The 20,304-nt window shown below is 58.7% G+C and carries 19 protein-coding genes; 13 read left to right on the forward strand and 6 right to left on the reverse strand.

The genetic code is table 11. The features are described 5' to 3' along the window. The first annotated feature begins 107 nt into the window (after positions 1-107). From dapE to rnr, 3 genes are all read left to right on the forward strand, one after another. Positions 108-1,253: a succinyl-diaminopimelate desuccinylase gene (gene dapE / locus EK369_RS07570; RefSeq protein ID WP_127113302.1), complete on the forward strand. Its 1,146-nt coding sequence runs from the start codon at positions 108-110 to the stop codon at positions 1,251-1,253. A gap of 28 nt (positions 1,254-1,281) precedes the next feature. Beyond that, positions 1,282-1,833, forward strand: coding sequence for a TIGR04282 family arsenosugar biosynthesis glycosyltransferase (locus EK369_RS07575; protein WP_127113095.1), 552 nt, complete (start codon positions 1,282-1,284; stop codon positions 1,831-1,833). A gap of 122 nt (positions 1,834-1,955) precedes the next feature. Then, a complete protein-coding gene (gene rnr, locus EK369_RS07580; protein ID WP_127113097.1) occupies positions 1,956-4,211 on the forward strand; it encodes a ribonuclease R in 2,256 nt (751 codons plus the stop codon). Here the strand turns inward: rnr and EK369_RS07585 are convergent, their stop codons facing one another. Then, positions 4,212-4,934 carry a glutathione S-transferase family protein gene (locus tag EK369_RS07585; protein WP_127113099.1) on the reverse strand — a complete coding sequence of 241 codons (723 nt, stop codon included), beginning with the start codon at positions 4,932-4,934 and terminating at the stop codon, positions 4,212-4,214. Positions 4,935-5,022: 88 nt separating this feature from the next. Between EK369_RS07585 and EK369_RS07590 the strand changes: the two genes are divergently transcribed. Both EK369_RS07590 and EK369_RS07595 read left to right on the forward strand, forming a co-directional pair. After that, positions 5,023-5,715, forward strand: coding sequence for a helix-turn-helix transcriptional regulator (locus tag EK369_RS07590; protein ID WP_127113101.1), 693 nt, complete (start codon positions 5,023-5,025; stop codon positions 5,713-5,715). Between the two features lie 86 nt (positions 5,716-5,801). Further along, positions 5,802-7,184: a lytic murein transglycosylase gene (locus tag EK369_RS07595; RefSeq protein ID WP_127113103.1), complete on the forward strand. Its 1,383-nt coding sequence runs from the start codon at positions 5,802-5,804 to the stop codon at positions 7,182-7,184. Positions 7,185-7,226: 42 nt separating this feature from the next. On the opposite strand, the gene EK369_RS07600 is transcribed toward EK369_RS07595, so the two are convergent. Both EK369_RS07600 and EK369_RS07605 read right to left on the reverse strand, forming a co-directional pair. Further along, positions 7,227-8,615 carry an aspartate aminotransferase family protein gene (locus EK369_RS07600; protein ID WP_127113105.1) on the reverse strand — a complete coding sequence of 463 codons (1,389 nt, stop codon included), beginning with the start codon at positions 8,613-8,615 and terminating at the stop codon, positions 7,227-7,229. A gap of 73 nt (positions 8,616-8,688) precedes the next feature. Next, positions 8,689-9,408: a GntR family transcriptional regulator gene (locus tag EK369_RS07605; RefSeq protein WP_127113107.1), complete on the reverse strand. Its 720-nt coding sequence runs from the start codon at positions 9,406-9,408 to the stop codon at positions 8,689-8,691. 152 nt (positions 9,409-9,560) lie between these two features. Here EK369_RS07605 and EK369_RS07610 point away from each other — a divergent pair, with 152 nt between their 5' ends. From EK369_RS07610 to EK369_RS07630, 5 genes are all read left to right on the forward strand, one after another. Next, positions 9,561-10,646, forward strand: coding sequence for a polyamine ABC transporter substrate-binding protein (locus tag EK369_RS07610; RefSeq protein WP_127113109.1), 1,086 nt, complete (start codon positions 9,561-9,563; stop codon positions 10,644-10,646). Between the two features lie 70 nt (positions 10,647-10,716). Continuing rightward, complete coding sequence (locus tag EK369_RS07615; protein ID WP_127113111.1) at positions 10,717-11,841, forward strand: ABC transporter ATP-binding protein; 1,125 nt, start codon at positions 10,717-10,719, stop codon at positions 11,839-11,841. Positions 11,842-11,844: 3 nt separating this feature from the next. After that, positions 11,845-12,735, forward strand: coding sequence for an ABC transporter permease subunit (locus EK369_RS07620; RefSeq protein WP_127113113.1), 891 nt, complete (start codon positions 11,845-11,847; stop codon positions 12,733-12,735). Continuing rightward, complete coding sequence (locus tag EK369_RS07625) at positions 12,732-13,556, forward strand: ABC transporter permease (protein ID WP_127113115.1); 825 nt, start codon at positions 12,732-12,734, stop codon at positions 13,554-13,556. Before EK369_RS07620 ends, EK369_RS07625 begins: the two co-directional genes overlap by 4 nt. Next, positions 13,553-14,878, forward strand: a complete 1,326-nt coding sequence (locus tag EK369_RS07630) for an NAD(P)/FAD-dependent oxidoreductase (protein ID WP_127113117.1) — start codon at positions 13,553-13,555, stop codon at positions 14,876-14,878. The genes EK369_RS07625 and EK369_RS07630 overlap by 4 nt, the downstream gene beginning before the upstream one ends. On the opposite strand, the gene EK369_RS07635 is transcribed toward EK369_RS07630, so the two are convergent. The 3 genes from EK369_RS07635 to EK369_RS07645 all read right to left on the reverse strand — a co-directional run bounded on the left by EK369_RS07635 (position 14,857) and on the right by EK369_RS07645 (position 18,142). After that, positions 14,857-15,702, reverse strand: coding sequence for an aminoglycoside phosphotransferase family protein (locus tag EK369_RS07635; protein WP_164726909.1), 846 nt, complete (start codon positions 15,700-15,702; stop codon positions 14,857-14,859). The two genes, EK369_RS07630 and EK369_RS07635, sit on opposite strands and share 22 nt — an antisense overlap. An 82-nt stretch (positions 15,703-15,784) precedes the next feature. After that, positions 15,785-16,450, reverse strand: coding sequence for a flagellar hook capping FlgD N-terminal domain-containing protein (locus EK369_RS07640; protein WP_127113121.1), 666 nt, complete (start codon positions 16,448-16,450; stop codon positions 15,785-15,787). 9 nt (positions 16,451-16,459) lie between these two features. After that, complete coding sequence (locus EK369_RS07645; RefSeq protein ID WP_127113123.1) at positions 16,460-18,142, reverse strand: flagellar hook-length control protein FliK; 1,683 nt, start codon at positions 18,140-18,142, stop codon at positions 16,460-16,462. A gap of 35 nt (positions 18,143-18,177) precedes the next feature. Here EK369_RS07645 and EK369_RS07650 point away from each other — a divergent pair, with 35 nt between their 5' ends. The 3 genes from EK369_RS07650 to EK369_RS07660 all read left to right on the forward strand — a co-directional run bounded on the left by EK369_RS07650 (position 18,178) and on the right by EK369_RS07660 (position 20,286). Beyond that, positions 18,178-18,459 carry a rod-binding protein gene (locus EK369_RS07650; RefSeq protein WP_127113125.1) on the forward strand — a complete coding sequence of 94 codons (282 nt, stop codon included), beginning with the start codon at positions 18,178-18,180 and terminating at the stop codon, positions 18,457-18,459. Next, positions 18,452-18,811, forward strand: coding sequence for a hypothetical protein (locus EK369_RS07655; protein WP_127113127.1), 360 nt, complete (start codon positions 18,452-18,454; stop codon positions 18,809-18,811). The genes EK369_RS07650 and EK369_RS07655 overlap by 8 nt, the downstream gene beginning before the upstream one ends. A 203-nt stretch (positions 18,812-19,014) precedes the next feature. Continuing rightward, complete coding sequence (locus EK369_RS07660; RefSeq protein WP_127113128.1) at positions 19,015-20,286, forward strand: flagellin N-terminal helical domain-containing protein; 1,272 nt, start codon at positions 19,015-19,017, stop codon at positions 20,284-20,286. Positions 20,287-20,304 lie beyond the last annotated feature (18 nt).

Genomic DNA, 20,304 nt, shown 5'->3' on the forward strand with positions numbered 1-20,304 from the left:
TTAAGAGGTTTGCAGGTTGCCCCTGCGGCAACTTCGGGGTTGTGACTTTTGTGTGTCCATGACCTGTGTAACAAGAACCGGACAACCCTATGAAGTCGAGACTGACCATGCCCACAACAGATGCCGCCGACCTGACCGCCCGCCTGATCCAATGCCCTTCGGTCACACCCGAAGAAGGCGGAGCGCTTGTGTTGCTTGAGGATGTTCTGAAGGAGGCGGGTTTCACCTGCTCTCGTGTTGACAAAGGCGGGATCAGCAACCTGTTTGCGCGCTGGGGCGACAAGGGGCACGCCAGGACCTTTGGGTTCAACGGACATACGGACGTGGTGCCCGTGGGCGACGAAGCAGCCTGGACCGCGGATCCCTTTGGGGCAGAAATCCGCGATGGCATCATGTACGGGCGCGGCGCGACCGACATGAAATCCGGCGTTGCGGCCTTTGCCGCGGCGGCCATTGACCTGGTGCAGGAGGCCCCGCCCGAGGGCGCGATCATCCTGACCATCACCGGCGACGAAGAGGGCGACGCCATCGACGGCACAACGGCGTTGTTGGCCTATATGGACGCCGAGGGTGAAAAGATGTCGGTCTGTCTGGTGGGCGAGCCGACCTGCCCGGACGAAATGGGCGACATGATGAAGATCGGACGACGCGGATCGCTGACCGCCTATTTCACCTTTACCGGCATTCAGGGGCATTCGGCCTATCCCCATCGCGCGAAGAACCCTCTGCCCGCGATGGCAGAGTTGATGCACCTGATGTCGAGCCATGTGCTGGACGAGGGGACCGCGCATTTTGACGCCTCGACACTGGCGGTTGTCACGATGGATACCGGCAACCCGGCAACCAATGTGATCCCGGCCGAATGTCGCGCGACGGTCAATATCCGCTTTAACGATGCCCATAACGGCGCGAGCCTGACCCAATGGATGCAGGGGCTGCTGGATCGTGTGTCTGCCGACAGCGGTGTCGGCATCGACATGACGGTGAAGATTTCCGGCGAGAGTTTCATTACCCCTCCGGGGCCATTGTCCGAGCTGGTCGCCAAGTCGGTGACAGCCGAAACCGGGCGGGTTCCCGAACTGTCGACCAGCGGCGGCACCTCGGATGCGCGGTTTGTGCAGCACCACTGTCCTGTGGTGGAATTTGGCCTTGTCGGCAAAACCATGCACAAAGTGGACGAACATGTGCCGGTCGCACAAATCCATCAGCTCAAGGCGATCTACAGCCGGATTTTGCGTGACTATTTCGCCTGAAAACCGCTGGCGGCCACGATTGGTCGTCATGGTCAAGGAACCGCGTCCGGGGCGGGTGAAAACCCGTTTGGGCAAGGATCTGGGCATGGCCACGGCGGCCCGGTGGTTTCGTCACCAAAGCGCGCGCCTGCTGCGTCGCATCGAAGATCCGCGCTGGCAAACGGTGCTTGCGGTTGCGCCCGATCAGGAAGGGCTGACGAGCCGTATCTGGCCCGCGCATCTGCCACGTGTCCCGCAGGGGCGCGGTGATCTCGGCGACCGCATGGCACGCCTGTTTCGCACTCTGCCGCCGGGTCCGGTCTGTATCATCGGTGCCGATATTCCTGGGGTGACGCGCACCCACGTTGCGCGCGCCTTTCACGCTCTTGGCGATCATCAGGCGGTGTTTGGCCCGGCGACGGACGGCGGATACTGGTTGGTGGGCCTGAAGCGCACGTCACCTGTGCCCCCAACGCTGTTCGAAAATGTCCGCTGGTCAAGCAAACATGCCCTGTCCGACAGCATGGCCACGCTCAGAAACCACCGGATTGCCCTGACCGACACGCTTTCCGATGTGGACACCGCAGAGGATCTGCGCTGACCCGCTCTTCATTTCGCCAAAAGTACTCCGGGGTGAATTGGCCCCTTGGGGCCAAGAGGGGCAGCGCCCCTGACCCAAACATTCCCGATGACGTCTCGCGCGCACCATGTTAGGGCGGGGATATGCGTATACCCACCAAAGAGGAAATCCTTGAATGGATTTCCGAGAACCCGACCCTCACCGCGAAACGCGATATCGCCAAGGCCTTTGGCATCAAAGGCGCTGCGCGGATCGATCTCAAGCGAATTCTCAAGGAGCTTGAGGCCGAAGGGCATCTGGAAAAGCGCAAAAAGACCTATCGCGACCCGGACCGGCTGCCGCCGGTCAGCGTGTTGCAGGTTTTGGAGGCGGATAGCGATGGGGATTTGTTTGCGCGCCCGCTGGAGTGGCATGGAGAAGGCGACGCACCCATTGTGCTGGTCATTCTGCGCCCGAGCGACCCGGCCTTGGGCGCCGGAGACCGCATTCTGGGCCGGTTGACCGAGGTGACCGGCGAGACACACCAATACGAGGGCCGGCTGATCCGTCGGATCGGCACCAACCCGCGCCGCGTGCTGGGCGTGTTTCGCAAGACAGCCGAGGGTGGCCGTATCCTGCCCATCGACAAGGGCGACGGCAAGGAATGGCAGGTTCTGCCTGAGGGTATCAACAACGCCAAGGACGGCGAACTGGTCGAAGCGCAGCAAACCGGGCCAAAAGGTCGGCTTGGCCTGCCACGGGCCAAGGTGGTGGAGCGACTGGGAGACCCTTCGGCCCCCAAGGCGGTGTCGCTGATCGCCATCCATCAACACGGCATTCCCGATGCCTTTCCGGATGAGGTGATCGCCGGGGCAGATGCGGCCAAACCGGCCCCTCTTGGGGATCGCGAGGACATGCGGGACCTGCCATTGGTCACCATCGACCCGGCGGATGCGCGCGACCATGACGATGCCTGTTGGGCCCATGCCGACGACGACCCCAAGAACCAGGGCGGCCATGTGGTCTGGGTCGCGATTGCAGACGTGGCGCATTACGTGACACCCGGCACCGCACTGGACCGCGAGGCCCGCAGACGCGGCAATTCGAGCTATTTCCCCGACCGTGTGGTGCCGATGTTGCCGGATCGGTTGTCTGGCGACCTGTGTTCGCTGCACGAAGGTGTGCCACGCGCCTGTATTGCCGTGCGGATGCAGTTGGATTCCTACGGTCGCAAGATCGGCCATCGGTTTGTCCGGGGCATGATGCGGTCGGTTGCCTCGCTGAACTACGCCGAAGTGCAGGAAGCCCATGACGGTGCCCCGAATGAAACCTGCGCGCCCTTGATGCACGAGGTGATCGAGCCGCTTTATGCCGCTTACGAGGCGACCAAGCGGGCGCGGGCCGAACGGCAGCCGCTGGATCTCGACCTGCCGGAGCGCAAGGTTGAGCTGACGCCCGAGGGCAAGGTGGCCTCGGTCCTGTTCCGGGATCGGTTTGACGCGCACCGGCTGATCGAAGAGTTCATGATCCTGGCCAATGTCGCCGCTGCCGAAACGCTGATTGCGGCCAAATCTCCGCTGCTGTTCCGGGTGCATGAAGAGCCGAATCCCGAAAAGCTGGACGCTTTGCGGGAAACGGCGCAAAGTGCCGGGCTGACCCTGGCCAAGGGTCAGGTGCTGAAAACACAGCATCTGAACGCCCTGCTGAATGCAGCAGCCGGAACCGAAGATGCGGAGCTGATCAACATCTCGACCCTGCGCAGCATGACACAGGCCTATTACAGCCCCTCGAATTTCGGGCACTTTGGGCTGGCGTTGCAATCTTATGCGCATTTCACCTCGCCCATTCGTCGTTATGCCGATCTGATCGTGCACCGGGCCCTGATCTCGGCGCATGGCTGGGGCAAGGATGGGCTGTCGCCCGAGGGCGTCGAAATGCTGGAGAACACGGCGGGGCATATCTCGGACACCGAACGGCGGTCGATGCTGGCTGAACGGGATACGACCGACCGGTACCTGGCCTCGTATCTCTCGGAACGCGTGGGCAATGAGTTTGCCGGACGGATCAGCGGCATTGCCAAGTTTGGCGTGTTCGTCAAGCTGGACGAAACCGGTGCTGACGGGCTGGTCCCGATGCGGGATCTGGGGCGCGAGTACTTTCGGTTCAACCACGAGGACAACACGCTGACCGGGTCAGAAACCGGGGTGGTGATCGGGTTGGGTCAACGGGTGCTGGTGCGGCTGACCGAAGCCGCCCCCGTGACGGGTGGTATTGCGTTGGAACTGTTGGAACTGGAGGACAAGAAACTGCCCTCCGGTTCCGGGCGTCGGGGGCGGGGCAAGCCGGTCCGACGCAAAGGCGCGCAGGCGAAACGCAAGACTGACAAGGTCAAGCGCAAGGTCGCGCGCCGACGCAAGTAGCTAGGCGGCCAGCGCCAGAGTTTGGTCCACGGGGTAGAGCGCGGCGCGACCCCGGTCGACATAGGCCATCAGATCGGGCATGGCACGCACCATGCGCCGAATCCCGGTATCAACGGGCAGGCTGCGCAACCCGTCGAGCACCGGCACAATCGCCGCATCAGCCGCCGTGGGAACCGGGCCGAACAGGAACGCCTTGCCATCCAGTTGCATCGCGATGGCATCAAGGTCGTATTTCAGGCGCACGCGACGCTCGGTTTCGCTGAACTGCGCGATGCCATGGGCCATCAGCCCGGCGCGGGCCTTTTTGCGCACCATGTTTGAGACGGGTTTGCGCAGCAGCGCGGGAACGTCGGCAAAGAACTGATCGCGCATGATCTCCCAGCAGGTATCCTTGAGCCAGCGTTCATGCACGAGGCCCAATCGCAGGTTTTCCTCGGTCATGCGGATCAAGGCATGCGCCTGGGCGCGGGCACGGGCATCAAGGCCGGGATAGAACTCGGCCCCCTGCCCTTCGAGCCAGGTCTGGATGATGTAGCTATCCGGGATGAGACGGTCGTTGGTTTTCAGGACGGGCAGTCGGGAAAGCGGCATTTTGGCTGGATTAGTGACGAATTTTGGCTGCCATTCACGATTGGCGAGCTGCAGCAGACCCATGACCTTGAGGCAAAACGGGCTGTGGCTGGGGTGGTCGGGACCACCGGGAAACGTGAGCAAAGTGAGCATTGGAACCTCGGGATTGAATTTGGGACTGTCCTGAAGCTATCCGCAGCTATTGCCAATTTATGTCAGGAGATGTGAGTATGTTGGAACCATGTCGAAAACCGCAAGATTGTTCCAACTGATGCAGGTGTTGCGTAGCCTGCCACCCCCCGCCACAGCTGAGCAGCTGGCGGATGAGATGGGTGTGTCCATGCGCACGATCTATCGCGACGTCGATACCCTGCGCAGCCTGGGGGCGGTCATTGATGGGGCCGCCGGGTTTGGATTTACCCTGATCGAGGATGCCTCATTACCACCCCTGGGGTTTGACGAAGAAGAGATCGAAGCACTGGTGGTCGGGCTGCGGGAAGTCATGGCTGTGGGCGATCCGGCCCTGGCGGATGCCGCCAACAATGCCATGAGCAAACTGCGCGCGCGGTTGCCGTCAAAACAGGCGCATCGGCTGGAGCATGCGGTGCTGACCGCGGTGCGATTTGCCCGCCCGCCCATGCCGGGAATAGATGCCCGCGCCCTGCGCAAGGCGACCTGGGAGGAACGCACGATCCGGTTCGACTATGAGGATGTGAACGGCGCGGCAACGGTGCGCAACGTCGATCCCTTGTCCATCGTGTTCATGCAGGCCTCGCACTGTTTGATGGCGTGGTGTCATCTGCGACAGGATTACCGGGTGTTCCGACTGGATCGGATGAAGAATCTGGAACTGACAACCGAGTCGTTCCGCCCGCGTCGCGTGCCCATGCTGCGGGAATTCAGCGAAAGATTGCGCACGCACAGCAAAGCCTAGCCGATTGTCGGCTGTCATGATGCGATTGCTTCCTCATTGGAAACAATCGCGATAGGCTCAACCTCAAAATGATACGAGGCTGAACGATGCAGTGGCGATTCCTGACAATGGTGACCTGTGCCTGGGTGTTTGGGCAAATGGCGTCGGCAAACGCGCCGGACAGCTCCCTGCGGCCTGTCGCAAGGCCAACTGCCGAAAACGCAACGGTTCAGGTGGCAAGTGCAGCAGGGCTGGGTCACGTGCGGCCGGTTCTGCGCCCCTCGGAAGGTATCAAAACAGTGCCGAGCCCGACGCTGACGGCGGGGAACCTGGGGTTTCAGCATTGGATCAGCGGGTTTCGGTCGCGCGCCCTGAGTGCCGGAATTCAGGCCAGCGTGTTTGACGCCGCGCTCACCGGTGTGAAGTACAACGCCGACGTCATTCAAAAGGACCGCAACCAGTCGGAATTCACCAAGACGATCTGGGATTACCTGGACAGTGCGGCCTCGGACGCGCGGATTCGCAACGGCAAGGCGGCGCTGAACACGCATCGCAAAAAGCTGGAGGCCATTGAGCGGCGGTACGGCGTCGACAAAGAGGTTGTCGTGGCGATCTGGGGACTCGAGAGCGCCTATGGTGGCTATCGCGGGAACACGCCGACCATCGAGGCGCTGGCCACGCTGGCCTATGACGGTCGGCGGGGTGAATTCTTTGAAGAACAGCTGATCGCGGCCTTAAAGATTCTGCAGAATGGCGATGTCAGTGCGCGCAATATGACCGGAAGCTGGGCCGGCGCGATGGGACACACGCAGTTTATCCCGACGTCTTACCTGAACTTTGCGGTGGATTTCACCGGTGACGGCAAGCGCAATATCTGGTCGGACGATCCCTCGGACGCTCTGGCCTCGACGGCGGCCTATCTGGCGAAATCCGGGTGGCAAAAGGGCAAGCCCTGGGGCGTTGAGGTGCGGTTGCCGAAAGGGTTCGACTATCTGCTCGCCAATCGGGACACCCTGAAGAGGCCTTCGGATTGGGCCAAACTTGGGATCAAGGATGTGAATGGCCGCGCTGTCCCGAACAACCATGGCAAGGGGTCGATCCTGTTGCCTGCGGGCAGTAACGGGGCGGCCTTTATGATCTTTAACAACTTTGATGCGATCGAAACCTACAACACCGCAGACGCCTATGTGATTGGTGTGGGGCACCTGGCGGATCGGATTGACGGCGGCCCGGCGATCAAGGGCACGTGGCCGCGACAGGATCGTGCGCTGACGCTAAAGGAACGCACTGAGCTGCAAAAGAGGCTGACGCGCTCCGGGTTTGATACAGTGAAGATCGACGGGAAAATCGGGCCGCTGACCATCAATGCGGTGCGGGATTATCAGGTTGCAAAAGGGATGACGCCGGATGGATATGCGTCTCTGACTCTGCTGAAAACGCTTCGGAAAGAGAAACGTGGCAGCGGCGGTGTCGTCAGCGACACAAACTAAAAAAGGGGCGCTGGCTGCGCCCCTTTTTGTTAAGTGGATGGCTTACTTGTAGAGGCCGTCGGCTTTGATTTTCTCCAGCGTCAGGTCCAGCGCGAGGCGGGCCCGTTCAACCAGGGTGTCAATCTCGGCCTTGGTGATAACCAGCGGCGGCGAGATGATCATGCGGTCACCAACGTGGCGCATCACCAGATTGTTGGCAAAGCAGAACTCGCGGCAGATATAGCCGATGGTCCCTGCGTCACCGGCAAAGCTTGCGCGGGTTTCCTTGTTTGGTGTGAGGGCCAATGTGCCCATGAGACCCACCGAGCGTGCCTCGCCCACGAGGGGGTGATCGGCAAGCGAGCTCCATTTTTCGGCGAGGTAAGGCGCGGTTTCTTCGCGGACCCTGTCCACGATACCCTCTTCTTCGAGGATGCGCAGGTTTTCCAGTGCCACGGCGGCGGCAACCGGGTGGCCCGAGTAGGTGTAGCCGTGGTTGAATTCGCAGGCGCCAATGACCTCGGCCACTTCATCACAGACAATCGAGCCGCCGATGGGCGCGTAGCCAGAGCTCAGGCCTTTGGCGATGGTCATGATGTGCGGCTTGATGCCAACGGTTTCAGAGCCAAACCAATTGCCGGTGCGTCCGAAACCACAGATCACCTCGTCCGCGATCAGAAGGATTTCGTATTTGTCGCAGATGCGCTGGATTTCGGGCCAATAGGTTGCGGGTGGGATGACAACGCCGCCCGCGCCTTGGATCGGTTCACCGATGAAGGCCGCAACCTTGTCTTCGCCCAGCTCGAGAATCGCCTTTTCCAGCTCTTGAGCCCGCTGGAGACCAAACTCTTCGCGGCTCATGTCACCGCCTTCGGAGTACCAATGCGGCTGGTCGATGTGGTGCACGTCAGGAATGGGCAGGCCGCCCTGCTCGTGCATCGGGGTCATGCCACCAAGGCTGGCCCCGGCCATGGTCGACCCGTGGTAGGCGTTTTTGCGGCTGATGATGATCTTTTTCTCGGGCTTGCCTTTTTGCGCCCAATAGGTGCGCACCATGCGCATGTTGGTGTCGTTGGCCTCGGACCCGGAACCTGCGTAGAACACGTGGTTCAGATCGCCCGGCGCAAGCTCAGCCAGCTTGGCAGACAGGGCAATCGCGGGGATGTGAGTCGTTTGGAAGAAGGTGTTGTAATAGGGCAGCTCGCGCATCTGACGGGCTGCAACCTCGGCCAGTTCGTCGCGGCCGTAGCCAATGTTGACGCACCAAAGGCCCGCCATCGCGTCCAGAATTTCTGTGCCTTCCGAGTCGGTCAGCGTGACGCCAGTCGCCCGCGTGATGATACGCGCGCCTTTGGCTGTCAGGTCATCCTGCGTTGTGAACGGGTGGATGTGGTGCGCCGCATCCAAAGCTTGAAGCTCGGCGGTCGGCATGTGGTTGGTGATCATGTTCATGGCGGTCCTCGAGAAGGTTTTTGCCCCGCGATTATCGGTGGGCCTGAATTACCGCCAGAATATGATCAAATTTTCAACTGTCAATCTGATCAAAGTCGAATTGCCCGGAATTCATCGCCTGGTACACCTGCTCCATGCCCTGAACAACGTCTTCTTCGATGGCTTTCGCAACCGCATCAACGTCCGAATTCTGAAGCCCTTTCAGCGCCGCCTTGTGGTGATCCACAAGGTTCTGCGTGCCCATACGACCACACACAACACGCAGAGACGGGCCGTAGCGCAACCAAAGACCATTGGCGATTTCGGTCAGGATCGGGGCATCGGCCATCCGGTACATTTCAGCATGAAACGCATAGTTTTCCCGAAGATACGCCCCAACATCGCCCTGGAGGATCGCCTGATCCAGGCGGTTGTCGATTGTGGTCAGAGACTTGAGATCAGCCAGCGTTGCATTGCGAGCCGCCCGCCTGGCCAATTCGGGCTCAAGTGCCCGTCGAGCATAGATCATTTGCTCGATACTGGCCGAATCAGGGGTCGGTACGGAAACCCTCCGATTGCCCTGAAATTCCAACGCACCCTCGGACGTCAGGCGGCGAATCGCCTCGCGAACCGGGGTCATTCCAGCGTTCAATTGGCTGATCAGGCCTTGAATGGTCACTGCCTGGCCCGGAGCAAGCTCTCCAAACAAAATCAATTCGCGCAGCTCTTGGTAGACCTTTTGGTGAATTGGAATACGCTGAGTGTTTTCATCAGCATAACCCTGATCCGACCCGTTTTTTGCAGTGCCTGTCATTTAAGCAAATCTCGCCCCCTGTGGCGGCCCATGAGCATGAATTCGTATGTTCGTTGCAAAGTTATGTTGCCATATTCGAAAAACTTGATCAAATTAATAGCACAGATTTTTTGCCCGGGCGATAAGCCTTGGGCATCCAACGGGAGAAACGAATGAAACACACACTACTGACACTGACCATGAGCACCGCCGTCTGCGCAATGGCCGCGAGCGCCGAAGAAGTTCGGGTTTACAACTGGTCGGATTATATCGACGAAGCGCTGCTGACCAAATTCGAAGAAGAAACCGGGCTCAAGCTGATTTACGACGTGTTTGACTCGAACGAAGTTCTGGAAACCAAGATGCTGGCGGGCGGCTCGGGCTATGACGTCGTTGTGCCCTCGGGCACCTTCCTGCAACGCCAGATCACGGCGGGCGCCTTTCAGAAGCTGGACATGGCGCAACTGCCGAACCACAGCAACATGTGGGACGCGATCGAAGCCCGGACTGAAAAATACGACCCGGAAAACGCGTATTCGATCAACTACATGTGGGGCACGACCGGGATTGGCGTGAACGTCGGAAAGGTGCAGGAAGCCCTGGGCGAAGATGCGCCAATCGGATCGCTGGCGCTGGTGTTTGACCCGGCCAACATGGAGAAACTTGCAGCATGCGGCGTGCATTTCCTGGATGCACCGGCTGAACTGATCCCTGCGGCCCTGGCCTATCTGGGCGAAAACCCGGACAGCCACGACAAGGACGTGATCGCCAAGGCCGAACCGATCCTGACCGCGGTACGCCCCTATGTTCAGAAGTTCCATTCGTCCGAGTACATCAACGCTCTGGCAAATGGTGACATCTGCGTCGCCATCGGCTGGTCCGGCGACATCCTTCAGGCGCGCGACCGTGCATGGGAAGCCGAGAACGGCGTTGAAATCGCCTATAACGCACCCAGCGAAGGTGCCCTGATGTGGTTCGACCAGATGGCCGTTCCGGTTGATGCGCCCAACCCGGAAGGTGCGCATAAGTTCCTGAACTTTATCATGGACGCCCAGAACATGGCTGATGCGTCGAACTATGTTTACTATGCCAATGGTAACCTGGCGTCGCAGCCCATGCTGGAAGAAGACGTGATCGGCGATCCGGCCATCTACCCCAGTGAAGAGACCCTGAAAAATCTCTACACCACAACGCCTTATCCGCAAAAAACGCAGCGCGTTGTGACCCGTATGTGGACCAAGATCAAATCGGGCACCTAAGCCCAAGCCCAAAAATCAGGCCCGCGCAACAGCCTTGCGCGGGCCTTTCTTACATCCAACGGAGGCCGTCATGGCGCTTGATGCTTTTGCTCCCTGGGAAGATCCCAATGCCGATCCGATCATTCACTTTCAGAATGTCACCAAACGCTTTGGAGACTTTACCGCCATTGATGACCTGACCATCGATATCTACGAAAAAGAATTCTTTGCCCTGTTGGGGCCGTCCGGCTGCGGGAAAACCACGCTGATGCGTATGTTGGCGGGTTTCGAGACACCGACAGAAGGCACCATTTTGCTGCAAGGGCAGAATATTGCGCCGGTACCGCCGAACAAGCGCGCCGTGAACATGATGTTCCAGTCTTATGCGCTGTTCCCGCACCTGTCGGTTTGGGAAAACATTGCCTTTGGACTGAAACGCGATGGCATGGCCAAAAACGACATCAACGACCGCGTTGATGAAATGCTGCGCCTGACCCGGCTGGAGACATTCGCCCGTCGCAAGCCACATCAGATTTCCGGCGGCCAACGTCAACGTGTGGCGCTGGCCCGGTCCCTGGCCAAACACCCGAAGTTGTTGTTGTTGGATGAGCCTCTTGGTGCGCTCGACAAGAAGTTGCGCCAGGAAACGCAGTTTGAACTGATGGACATTCAGGAGAAAACCGGCACGACCTTTGTGATCGTCACACACGATCAGGAAGAGGCCATGACCGTGGCCAGCCGCGTTGCCGTTATGGATCATGGTAAAATCATCCAAGTCGCCACTCCGGATGCGATCTACGAGACACCAAATTCAACCTATGTGGCTGATTTCATTGGGGATGTGAACCTGATCGAAGGTAAAGCCACCAGTAAGGACAATGATAAGCTGAGCATTGCCTGGGCCGAGGGTCAGCCCGAGATTGTCGGCACGCCGACCACGGAATTCGGCAACGGGCAGACGGTTCATTTTGCCATCCGCCCGGAAAAAGTAGCCATCTCTGCAGAAAAGCCAGAGGCCGCCAATGCGTTGCAGGGCAAGATCCTGGACATTGCCTATCTCGGCAACATCTCGACCTACCACGTTGAGCTGGCCGGTGGGCAAGTCATCAAGGCGCAGACCGCAAACAACCGTCGCCTGTCGCGCCGCACTTTTACCTGGGAAGACAATGTCTGGCTCAGCTTTACGGACACCGCTGGTGTCTTGCTGGAGCGTTGAGCCATGCGCCGTTTAACCCTGATTGCAATCCCATATGTCTGGTTGCTGGCGCTGTTCCTGGTGCCCTTCCTGATCGTATTCAAAATCGCGCTGTCCGATTCTGCATTGGCCATCCCGCCCTATGTCCCCACACTGGACCTCTCAGAGGGTTGGGCGGGCTTCACAGCGTTTCTGTCCGAGCTGGACTTTGAGAACTTTGTCTGGCTGACCGAAGATGACCTGTATTGGAAAGCCTATCTGTCGAGCCTCAAGATCGCGGTCATCTCAACCGTCCTGACCCTGATTGTCGGCTATCCGATCGCCTATGGCATGGCGCGTGCACCACAGGAATGGCGCGCAACCTTGTTGATGTTGGTGATTCTGCCGTTCTGGACCAGCTTTCTGATCCGGGTGTATTCCTGGATGGGGATTCTTAGCCAGGAAGGGTATCTCAACCAGCTGCTGATGTCGTTGGGTCTGATCTCGGAACCGCTGATCATCCTGAACACCAATACAGCCGTCTACATCGGGATCGTTTACACCTATCTACCATTCATGATCCTGCCCATCTATTCAGCGCTGGAAAAGCTGGACGAAAGTTTGCTGGAAGCTGCCGAAGACCTTGGGTGCTCGCGTTTCACGGCGTTCTGGCTGGTCACGGTCCCGCTGTCGAAACAGGGTATCATTGCCGGGTCTTTCCTGGTCTTCATCCCAACCCTGGGTGAGTTTGTGATCCCCTCTTTGCTGGGCGGCTCGAAGACGTTGATGATCGGCAAGGTGCTTTGGGAAGAGTTCTTCTCGAACCGCGACTGGCCTGTCGCCTCGGCGGTGGCTGTGATCCTGCTGCTGATCCTGGTGATCCCGATCATCCTGTTCCAACGCAATGAGCAGAAGCAACGGGAGGCAGAAGGATGAGACGTTTCAGCTGGTTCAATGCGACCTCACTGACCCTGGGGTTCGCGTTTCTCTATCTGCCGATGATCATTCTGGTGATCTACAGCTTCAACGCGTCAAAGCTGGTTACTGTCTGGGCCGGGTTTTCGACCAAATGGTACGGGGAACTGTTGCGCAACGATGCGTTCCTGGATGCGGCATGGGTGACCTTGAAGGTTGCTGTCATGAGTTCGTCGTTTGCGACGGTTTTGGGAACGATGGCCGCAATTGTGCTGGTGCGGGCCGGTCGGTTCTACGGACGCACCCTGTTCTCGGGCATGATTTATGCACCGCTCGTGATGCCGGAAGTGATCACTGGTCTGTCTCTCCTCTTGCTGTTCATCGGTATTGGTCTTGACCGTGGTGTTTTGACAATTGTGCTGGCACACACAACGTTTTCAATGTGTTACGTCTCGGTTGTGGTCAGTTCGCGCCTCGTGAGCTTTGACCAGTCTCTGGAAGAGGCCGCGCTGGACCTGGGGTGCACACCGTTTCAGGCGTTTCGCTTGGTGACACTGCCGATCATCGCGCCCGCGGTGATTTCGGGATGGCTGTTGGCCTTTACCCTGTCACTGGACGACCTAGTCATCGCATCGTTTACGGCGGGTCCATCTGCCACGACCCTGCCAATGAAAATCTGGAGTTCGGTTCGGTTGGGCGTCAGCCCCGAGATCAACGCGCTTTCGACACTCATGATCGCAATTGTTGCGGTGGGTGTGATCACAGCGTCGCTGGTGTCCAAACGGGCGGCAGTCAAACAGCAAAAAGACGAACGCGCCGCAGAACGAGCCGAGGCTGCATGACCCGAATTTGCCATCCGTTCTCTTACTCGGACGGGCCTGTTGAGGCCTGTTTCTGGAATGAAACCGTCTCGACCCAGGCCTGGGCCCCCCTGACCGGCACTGTCACCGCAGATGTTGCGGTGATTGGGGGCGGGTTTACCGGGCTTTCGGCTGCGCTGCATCTGGCTGAGGCGGGTCTGTCGGTTGCCCTGTTGGAAGAGAACCAGCCCGGTTGGGGAGCCTCGGGCAGAAACGGTGGGTTCTGCTGCGTCGGAGGCGCCAAAATGAGCGGCGCCAAAATGAAAAAGGCGTTTGGAGAGGCTCCGTACCGGGAATACAAGCTGGCAGAAAGAGATGCCGTTGATCTGGTCGCGGATATCTTGGAGCGATTGGGGATCGAGGCGGACACCCACTCAGCCGGTGAAACAATGCTCGCCCACAGGCCAAAGGACTTTGTCGGATTTGAAGCCGACGCCCGGGATCTTCGTGATCTTTACGGCGTGGATGCAGATGTTTTTGACCAAGCCGAATTGAAACAACGCGGCATGAATGGGACGTTTTTTGGCGGCATCACGTCCCCGATCGGATTTGCGCTAAATCCTTTGAAGTACGCCCTTGGTCTGGCCAAGGCCGCAGAGGACGCCGGGGCGCGGATTTTTGGCGGATCAGCGGTTCAAAACGTCGAGGGGCAAGACGGCGATTTCACGTTGACCTCGCAACAGGGGGTGGTCAAAGCCAAAAAGATCGTCGTTGCAACCAATGGATACTCGAGCGAGACCGTGCCGTCCTGGATGCGGGGACGCTATTTCCCCGCCCAATCCAGCGTTCTGGTCACGCGCCCGCTAAGCGAGGAAGAGCTTGATGCACAGGGCTGGACCAGCCATCAGATGTCCTATGACTCGCGCAACATCCTGCATTACTTTCGCCTGATGCCGAACCGGCAGTTCTTGTTCGGGATGCGGGGTGGGCTGGCAACAAACCCACGCGTGCATCACGCGATCCGGGCGAAAATCCGTAAGGAGTTCGAAGAGATGTTTCCCGGTTGGGCCAAGGTCGAAACGCCTTGGTACTGGAGTGGGTATGTCTGCTATTCGGCCAACATGACTCCGTTTGCCGGAGAGCTGCCCGAGACCCCGGGCATGTTCGCGGGATTTGCCTATCACGGAAACGGCGTTGCCATGGGAAGCTACTGCGGCGCACTTCTGGCGCAACAGGTTTCGGGCCAGGGCGATCTGCGGACCTCTTCCGTCATATCCGACCCTCCGAACCGCTTTCCCGGAGGTCGGTTTCGAAGGCTTGCACTGTGGCCTGCGTATCTGGCCTATGGGCTAAAGGATCTCTGAAGCGCCGCGATTTCAAGGTCCCGCCCCAAGGCATAATCTGGCCGGCCATTTTCGGCCTGCCACGCGCAATAGGCCGCCATACGCCAGTGATACCAGGGCGCAAGGTCGTGGTAACGGCCCTTGATGTCGGCCCTGTTGTAGGCGTCAAAGAATGCCTGAACAGAGGCTGGGTCGAGTGGCCTGCCGCGATAAACCTGCTGCATTGCAGGCGACAGGAAGATCGCAATGTCTTCGCACGGATCCCCAGCGGCCGGGCACTGCCAATCGATCAGGTGCAGACCCATTTCGTTGGAGATCAGGTTTCCCGGTACGATGTCTCCGTGCAACAGAACCCTGGTGTTGCTGGGGCCAACGGCGCCCGGTGGTCGTAAGGACATCAGATTCGAAGCGGTCCGACACCCGGACAGGATCGCGGCGGTCTGTGCGGACAATTCAGTGCTACCGTTTGGGACGCTGCGCAATCCGGTCGGGAGGGCCATTCCGTGAAGGCGTCGCATGCATTTTCCGACCTGCGCGGCATCCTCGGTCCAGCTGCTACCGGGGATATGCGAGTAGATGTTGCAGGCCCCCAACTCTGACGTGAACGCGGATAGTAGCGTTGGCGCGATGCCTGTTGCCTGAAGCGCCCTGAGCAGCTGCGCCTCGGCACCGGGTTCGTTGGGGAACAGGGGATTCTTGGCTGGTCCGCGATAGAGTTTTACGACAACGGTCTGATGCGGCGCACCCGGTGTCACCTGCCACGCAAAGTTAGACCGGCCCCCAGACAGCGCCAGCCACTTGGCACCGTCCAGCCAGGGCAAATGGCTGATGGCCTGTGTAACCAAAGCAGCGGGGGGAAGTTCGAGAGAATGCAACGGCGGCCTGCCTCATCCGAGAAACCCGCGCGACGCTAGAGGAGTTCACCAGTCACGACAAGCCCTGGTCAGGCTGGCGCAGTGCAGAAATAGACCCCGAGTCAACAAGTGTGCCGCCTTCGAGCACCAGCACGATGCCGGTGTCGCCCACGCGCGCTTCTGTTACGCGCGAATAGACGTCAGCCTGGTGCTGACCCAAAAAGGCCCCGGAAGCGTAGCTGTCAGTTCGAATAGAGTAGAGCCCATGCGGGAGTTCGTTGCCCTCATTGCCAATCCCGTCCCATTCAACCGATTGCTGACCCGGATCAATTTGCTGCCGATAAACCTCGTGACCAGCGTGGTCGATCACGACGAGGTCGACATGGTCTGCCAACGGGTCTGGATAGGTCTCAATCTCGATCGGGTTGCCATCAAAGTATCCCGGTGCCATCGCCTGGGCGTCCATTCCAACCCACCCGGCCAACTGTGACAGGTTCATCATGCCCAGTTGGGCCTGCATCGCGGCCAGCAGGTCGTTGGTCATCACCTGTTGTTCAACCGAAGAAAATGTCGCCAGCTGAACGGCATAGTCAGAGGAATCAACGGGATTTAGAGGGTCCTGGTTGTTCATCTGCGCTGTGAGCATGATCAGGAACGTCTCGTAATCCGAGTTCAGCGTAGTGGCGGTAGATTGAGGTTGAGCGGGCTGCGCAGACGATTGGCTGGAGGTGACTTGCATATCTCGGTCCTATAGTCTGAGGTCCAGACCCGAGGTCTGAACCGTTAGATGGGTGGAAATCGGAGCGACGTCTTGTTCCGTTACGAAGTCTGCGTCGTTTGAGTGTGTCTCTGGCTGATCCGCTGGCTCTTTGCCGCCTCCGGAAAACGCAAATGAGATGTCCGTGTATCCAAGCTCTTGAAACTCAGCGCTCAACTGATCCAGATGCCGCCGCATCAGATCGCTTGTTTCTGGTTTCTCGGCCTGAATGCTAACCACAATCTGGGTGTCATTTGCCGACATCACCATGCGCACCCGCCCCAGCTCTTCCGGATTCAAAAGAACCTCGACGGGTCGGTTCGGGGTGTTTGAAACAACGGCGGCCAGCTGATTCAGAACGGTTTGAGGGAGTGCTGGCCGGGACTGAAGTGGCGACTGCAACGGAGCGCCGGATTGAGTTTTGACATCCGCCTCTAATGAAGACGCTCCCAGTACAACGTCTGCTGATGTGGAAATGTCGGTCAATCGCATCTCGGAGGCTTGGGCCACAGTGGCGGATAGGCCAGGCCCGTTGCCAGTCATTTGGGCGGAATCGGATGGCCCTTTGGCCGTTCGGACAACATGCAAGTCTGTTTGCGACTGCCGCTGAGTGCTGGTTTCGTCCGGGGCGCGTGACTCCAGATGTCGTGCGCTTTTGGTAAGCGAAGTTGGCATTTCCCCATTTGGCGGAGGCACAGCTTGTTCCTTGGGTATCGCCTGTTTCGATCCTGTCGGTAACACGGAAGCAGACGCATGTTCGGTCCGGTTCTCAGCACCCTCACCCGCGTTCGTCGCGGTCGCTGTTCCACGGTGAGTTTGGTTCCTTGCGGCCGATTCCAGTGTCACCGCCCCTTGGGTCGCCGGTGTTGAATCATGCGATCCGGGGACCGGTTGAGGAGGTGTGGCAATTGATGGTGTTTTTGCGTCTGCATTGATCGCGGGCTGATCCCTGGGCGGTATCTGGGGATCTCGGGAGGTTGGTTGTGCAGCCTCGACGCGCATGCCCTTTGAACCTTTGACAATCACAGGATCACCCTGGCCTTCCAAACCGTTTGCAGTGCCAAAGGTTTCAGTTTTGCCAACTGCGCCCACTGCTGTACCCTGCGGGATTTCTTCGCCTTTTCCTAAGGTTAGAGCCTGTGTACTATTTGAGTTTGGCCCGCTGATGTCTATATTTTGAGATCCCATCCCCATGTTGGGCGGGTTGTCCGAAAACGCGGGCACAGCGTTCAGCGGAGGGGCGTTGGAGCCGGTTTTTTCGCCAACGAATGGCGTGCCGGATTGGGCAGATATGTCTCCACTCGCACCAAAAACGGTTGATCGTTTCCAGTGCTGAGGTGCGGGTTCTGCCGCGCCATTGATGGGGTCTGAGTGCGGTTGCGACAAGCCGACGTCAGTCATGGCTTGTTCGGGGCTTTCCCCACTTTCGGTTTTCGAAATGGAAGTCGCGCGCTGCGGCACCCGTTGTTCGGAAACCACGTCTTCTGTCTGTGCGTCCAGCACAAAAACTTCGTTCGATTCTGCGCGGTCTTGCCTGAGCACTACGCTGGCTTCGTGGGCAGGTGTTGGTCGTGTCGTAAGCGACAGCTGAATCATGTGTGCACCGAAGATTTCTTCCTCTGATGCTGCACTGTTTCCCAACTTAGTTACCACTTCTTTACGGCTGTGGCGCAAGTTGGAACAAAGTCGTTCAACTTGGAAAGACCCCGATGATTTCAGAAGTCGTTGCGCCCGCACAGTCGATGCCAGCCCCAAAACTTCCTGATGAAAAACTCCGCGAAGTTGCCATTGAGCTGGAAGCTACCTTCTTGTCGGAGATGTTGAAGCATGCGGGCGTCGGAAAGGCTCCGGATGGATTTGGCGGGGGGGCTGGCGAGGATCAGTTCGCGTCTTTCCTGCGGCTCGAGCAAGCGCGGGAAATGGCGAGACAGGGTGGAATCGGCCTCGCAGAGACACTGTTTGAAGCATTGAAGGAGTCCCAGAATGGCTAACAAAACCGATACCCGAAAGATCGCACCGCTGTTGCGTCTTTTGGATCGTGAAAAGCGGGCGCTGCTGACCGGCAACCTTGGCGTTTTGACGGAAATCGCCGGCGAGAAAGAAAAGCTCTTGAAGCAGCTCGGGCCACTTGCCGGGGCCAGCACTGATGCGCTGACAGGTCTAAAGGGCAAGATTGAACGCAATCAGGTTCTGTTGAGCGGAGCACTCGAGGGCATCCGCGAGGTTTCAGAGCGCATCAAGACACTCAGGCGGGTCAAGCGTTCGCTGGAGACTTATGACCAATCTGGCCAGCGATCCGTCGTCACAACGGACCTTGGGCAACGAGTCGAAAAACGCGCATAGTCTGAGATTTATCTCAAATGCCGCAAATTTTACGCTGGGTGTTTAGCATTCCATTAGCAGTTGAAGGGACATCTTGATCGGGCATCCGCAAGGGTGGCGCCACCAGTGAAACTGCTGGAGGCACTTGTCAGAAAGACTCTCATGACCGCCGCGGCGGACCGATCAACCGGGCGCAAAGCGCCCACCATTTCAAGGGAAATGCCATGTCCAGCATTCTGACAAACACCAGCGCAATGGTTGCGTTGCAAACACTGAAAAGCGTGAACTCAAACCTCGCCGAGACCCAAAACCAGATTTCAACCGGCAAGCGCGTGTCGAGTGCGCAAGATAACTCGGCCATCTGGGCGATTTCCAAGGTGATGGAATCGGACGTCGAAGGGTTCAAGGCGATTTCTGAGGGCCTATCGCTCGGGTCGTCAACCGTTGCAGTCGCACGCAATGCGTCGGAGACCGTGACTGATCTTTTGACACAGATGAAAGGCAAAATCGTTTCCGCGCAAGAGGCCAATGTCGATCGGGACAAGCTTCAGACCGATATTGTCGCCCTGCGTGATCAGATCGAATCCGTGGTCGGCGCCGCACAATTCAATGGCCTGAACCTGATTGACGGATCGTCCACGGATGCGGTCGACATTCTCTCGTCGCTCGACCGGTCGACAGACGGAACCGTGTCAGATCGGTCAATCTCTGTCTCGCGTCAGGACTTGTCGCTGACCACAACGGCCACAAGCGCCGTCTTTGGTGCCGTCGATGTTGATGATGGTTCTTTGGCAACCAATGGCGCGACAGTTGACGACACGGCCGTGACAGTTGCTGACAGCGCAAACACAGTTGTCACCATCGAAAGCGTGTCGGAAGGCGCCAGCTACCGCATCGTTCTGGATGACGTGCAGCTTTCAGCGACGGGTGGAGGAACCGCAGTCGGCAGCCGCACCTTTGAATATGTCGCGGGAACCGATGACAGTGCTGAAAGCGTAGCACAAAACCTGTTCGGACAAATCAATGCCTATCTCGGCGCGTCCACGTCATCCAGCGACTATTCGCTTGCCCAAAGCGGTGCGGCTTTGACCATATCAAACGACTCGGGCGCTAGCATGGATGTGACGGTCAAGACCTCCTCCGGTGGTACGCCCGGAACATCGGCGAGCGGCTCTGGTCTCGGGGCATTGAATGCCATTGATGTCTCAACCGAAGTTGGCGCAGGTCAGGCTTTGTCGACAATCGAATCCCTGATCCAGACGTCGATCGATGCAGCGGCAGCCTTTGGCTCGGCCCAAAGCCGCATCGAGACGCAAACCGACTTTGTGTCTCAGCTGACCGACTCGCTGAAGACAGGGATCGGCGCACTGGTGGACGCTGATATGGAAGAAACATCCGCAAGGCTTCAGGCCCTCCAGGTGCAACAGCAACTTGCAACGCAATCGCTGTCGATCGCCAATCAGGCGCCGCAGTCGATCCTGTCGCTCTTCCGCTAATCATAGATGGGGCGCGGG

The sequence above is a fragment of the Shimia sediminis genome, assembly GCF_003990645.1.
GTDB classification, from domain to species: Bacteria; Pseudomonadota; Alphaproteobacteria; order Rhodobacterales; family Rhodobacteraceae; genus Shimia; species Shimia sediminis.

Coding starts and splice junctions, on each gene's coding strand:
- EK369_RS07575 (WP_127113095.1), top strand. CDS start 1,282: ATGGTCAAGGAACCGCGTCCGGGGCGGGTGAAAACCCGTTTGGGCAAG.
- EK369_RS07590 (WP_127113101.1), top strand. CDS start 5,023: ATGTCGAAAACCGCAAGATTGTTCCAACTGATGCAGGTGTTGCGTAGC.
- EK369_RS07600 (WP_127113105.1), bottom strand. CDS start 8,615: ATGAACATGATCACCAACCACATGCCGACCGCCGAGCTTCAAGCTTTG.
- EK369_RS07595 (WP_127113103.1), top strand. CDS start 5,802: ATGCAGTGGCGATTCCTGACAATGGTGACCTGTGCCTGGGTGTTTGGG.
- EK369_RS07625 (WP_127113115.1), top strand. CDS start 12,732: ATGAGACGTTTCAGCTGGTTCAATGCGACCTCACTGACCCTGGGGTTC.
- EK369_RS07620 (WP_127113113.1), top strand. CDS start 11,845: ATGCGCCGTTTAACCCTGATTGCAATCCCATATGTCTGGTTGCTGGCG.
- rnr (WP_127113097.1), top strand. CDS start 1,956: ATGCGTATACCCACCAAAGAGGAAATCCTTGAATGGATTTCCGAGAAC.
- EK369_RS07660 (WP_127113128.1), top strand. CDS start 19,015: ATGTCCAGCATTCTGACAAACACCAGCGCAATGGTTGCGTTGCAAACA.
- EK369_RS07655 (WP_127113127.1), top strand. CDS start 18,452: ATGGCTAACAAAACCGATACCCGAAAGATCGCACCGCTGTTGCGTCTT.
- dapE (WP_127113302.1), top strand. CDS start 108: ATGCCCACAACAGATGCCGCCGACCTGACCGCCCGCCTGATCCAATGC.
- EK369_RS07585 (WP_127113099.1), bottom strand. CDS start 4,934: ATGCTCACTTTGCTCACGTTTCCCGGTGGTCCCGACCACCCCAGCCAC.
- EK369_RS07630 (WP_127113117.1), top strand. CDS start 13,553: ATGACCCGAATTTGCCATCCGTTCTCTTACTCGGACGGGCCTGTTGAG.
- EK369_RS07640 (WP_127113121.1), bottom strand. CDS start 16,450: ATGCAAGTCACCTCCAGCCAATCGTCTGCGCAGCCCGCTCAACCTCAA.
- EK369_RS07650 (WP_127113125.1), top strand. CDS start 18,178: ATGATTTCAGAAGTCGTTGCGCCCGCACAGTCGATGCCAGCCCCAAAA.
- EK369_RS07610 (WP_127113109.1), top strand. CDS start 9,561: ATGAAACACACACTACTGACACTGACCATGAGCACCGCCGTCTGCGCA.
- EK369_RS07615 (WP_127113111.1), top strand. CDS start 10,717: ATGGCGCTTGATGCTTTTGCTCCCTGGGAAGATCCCAATGCCGATCCG.
- EK369_RS07605 (WP_127113107.1), bottom strand. CDS start 9,408: ATGACAGGCACTGCAAAAAACGGGTCGGATCAGGGTTATGCTGATGAA.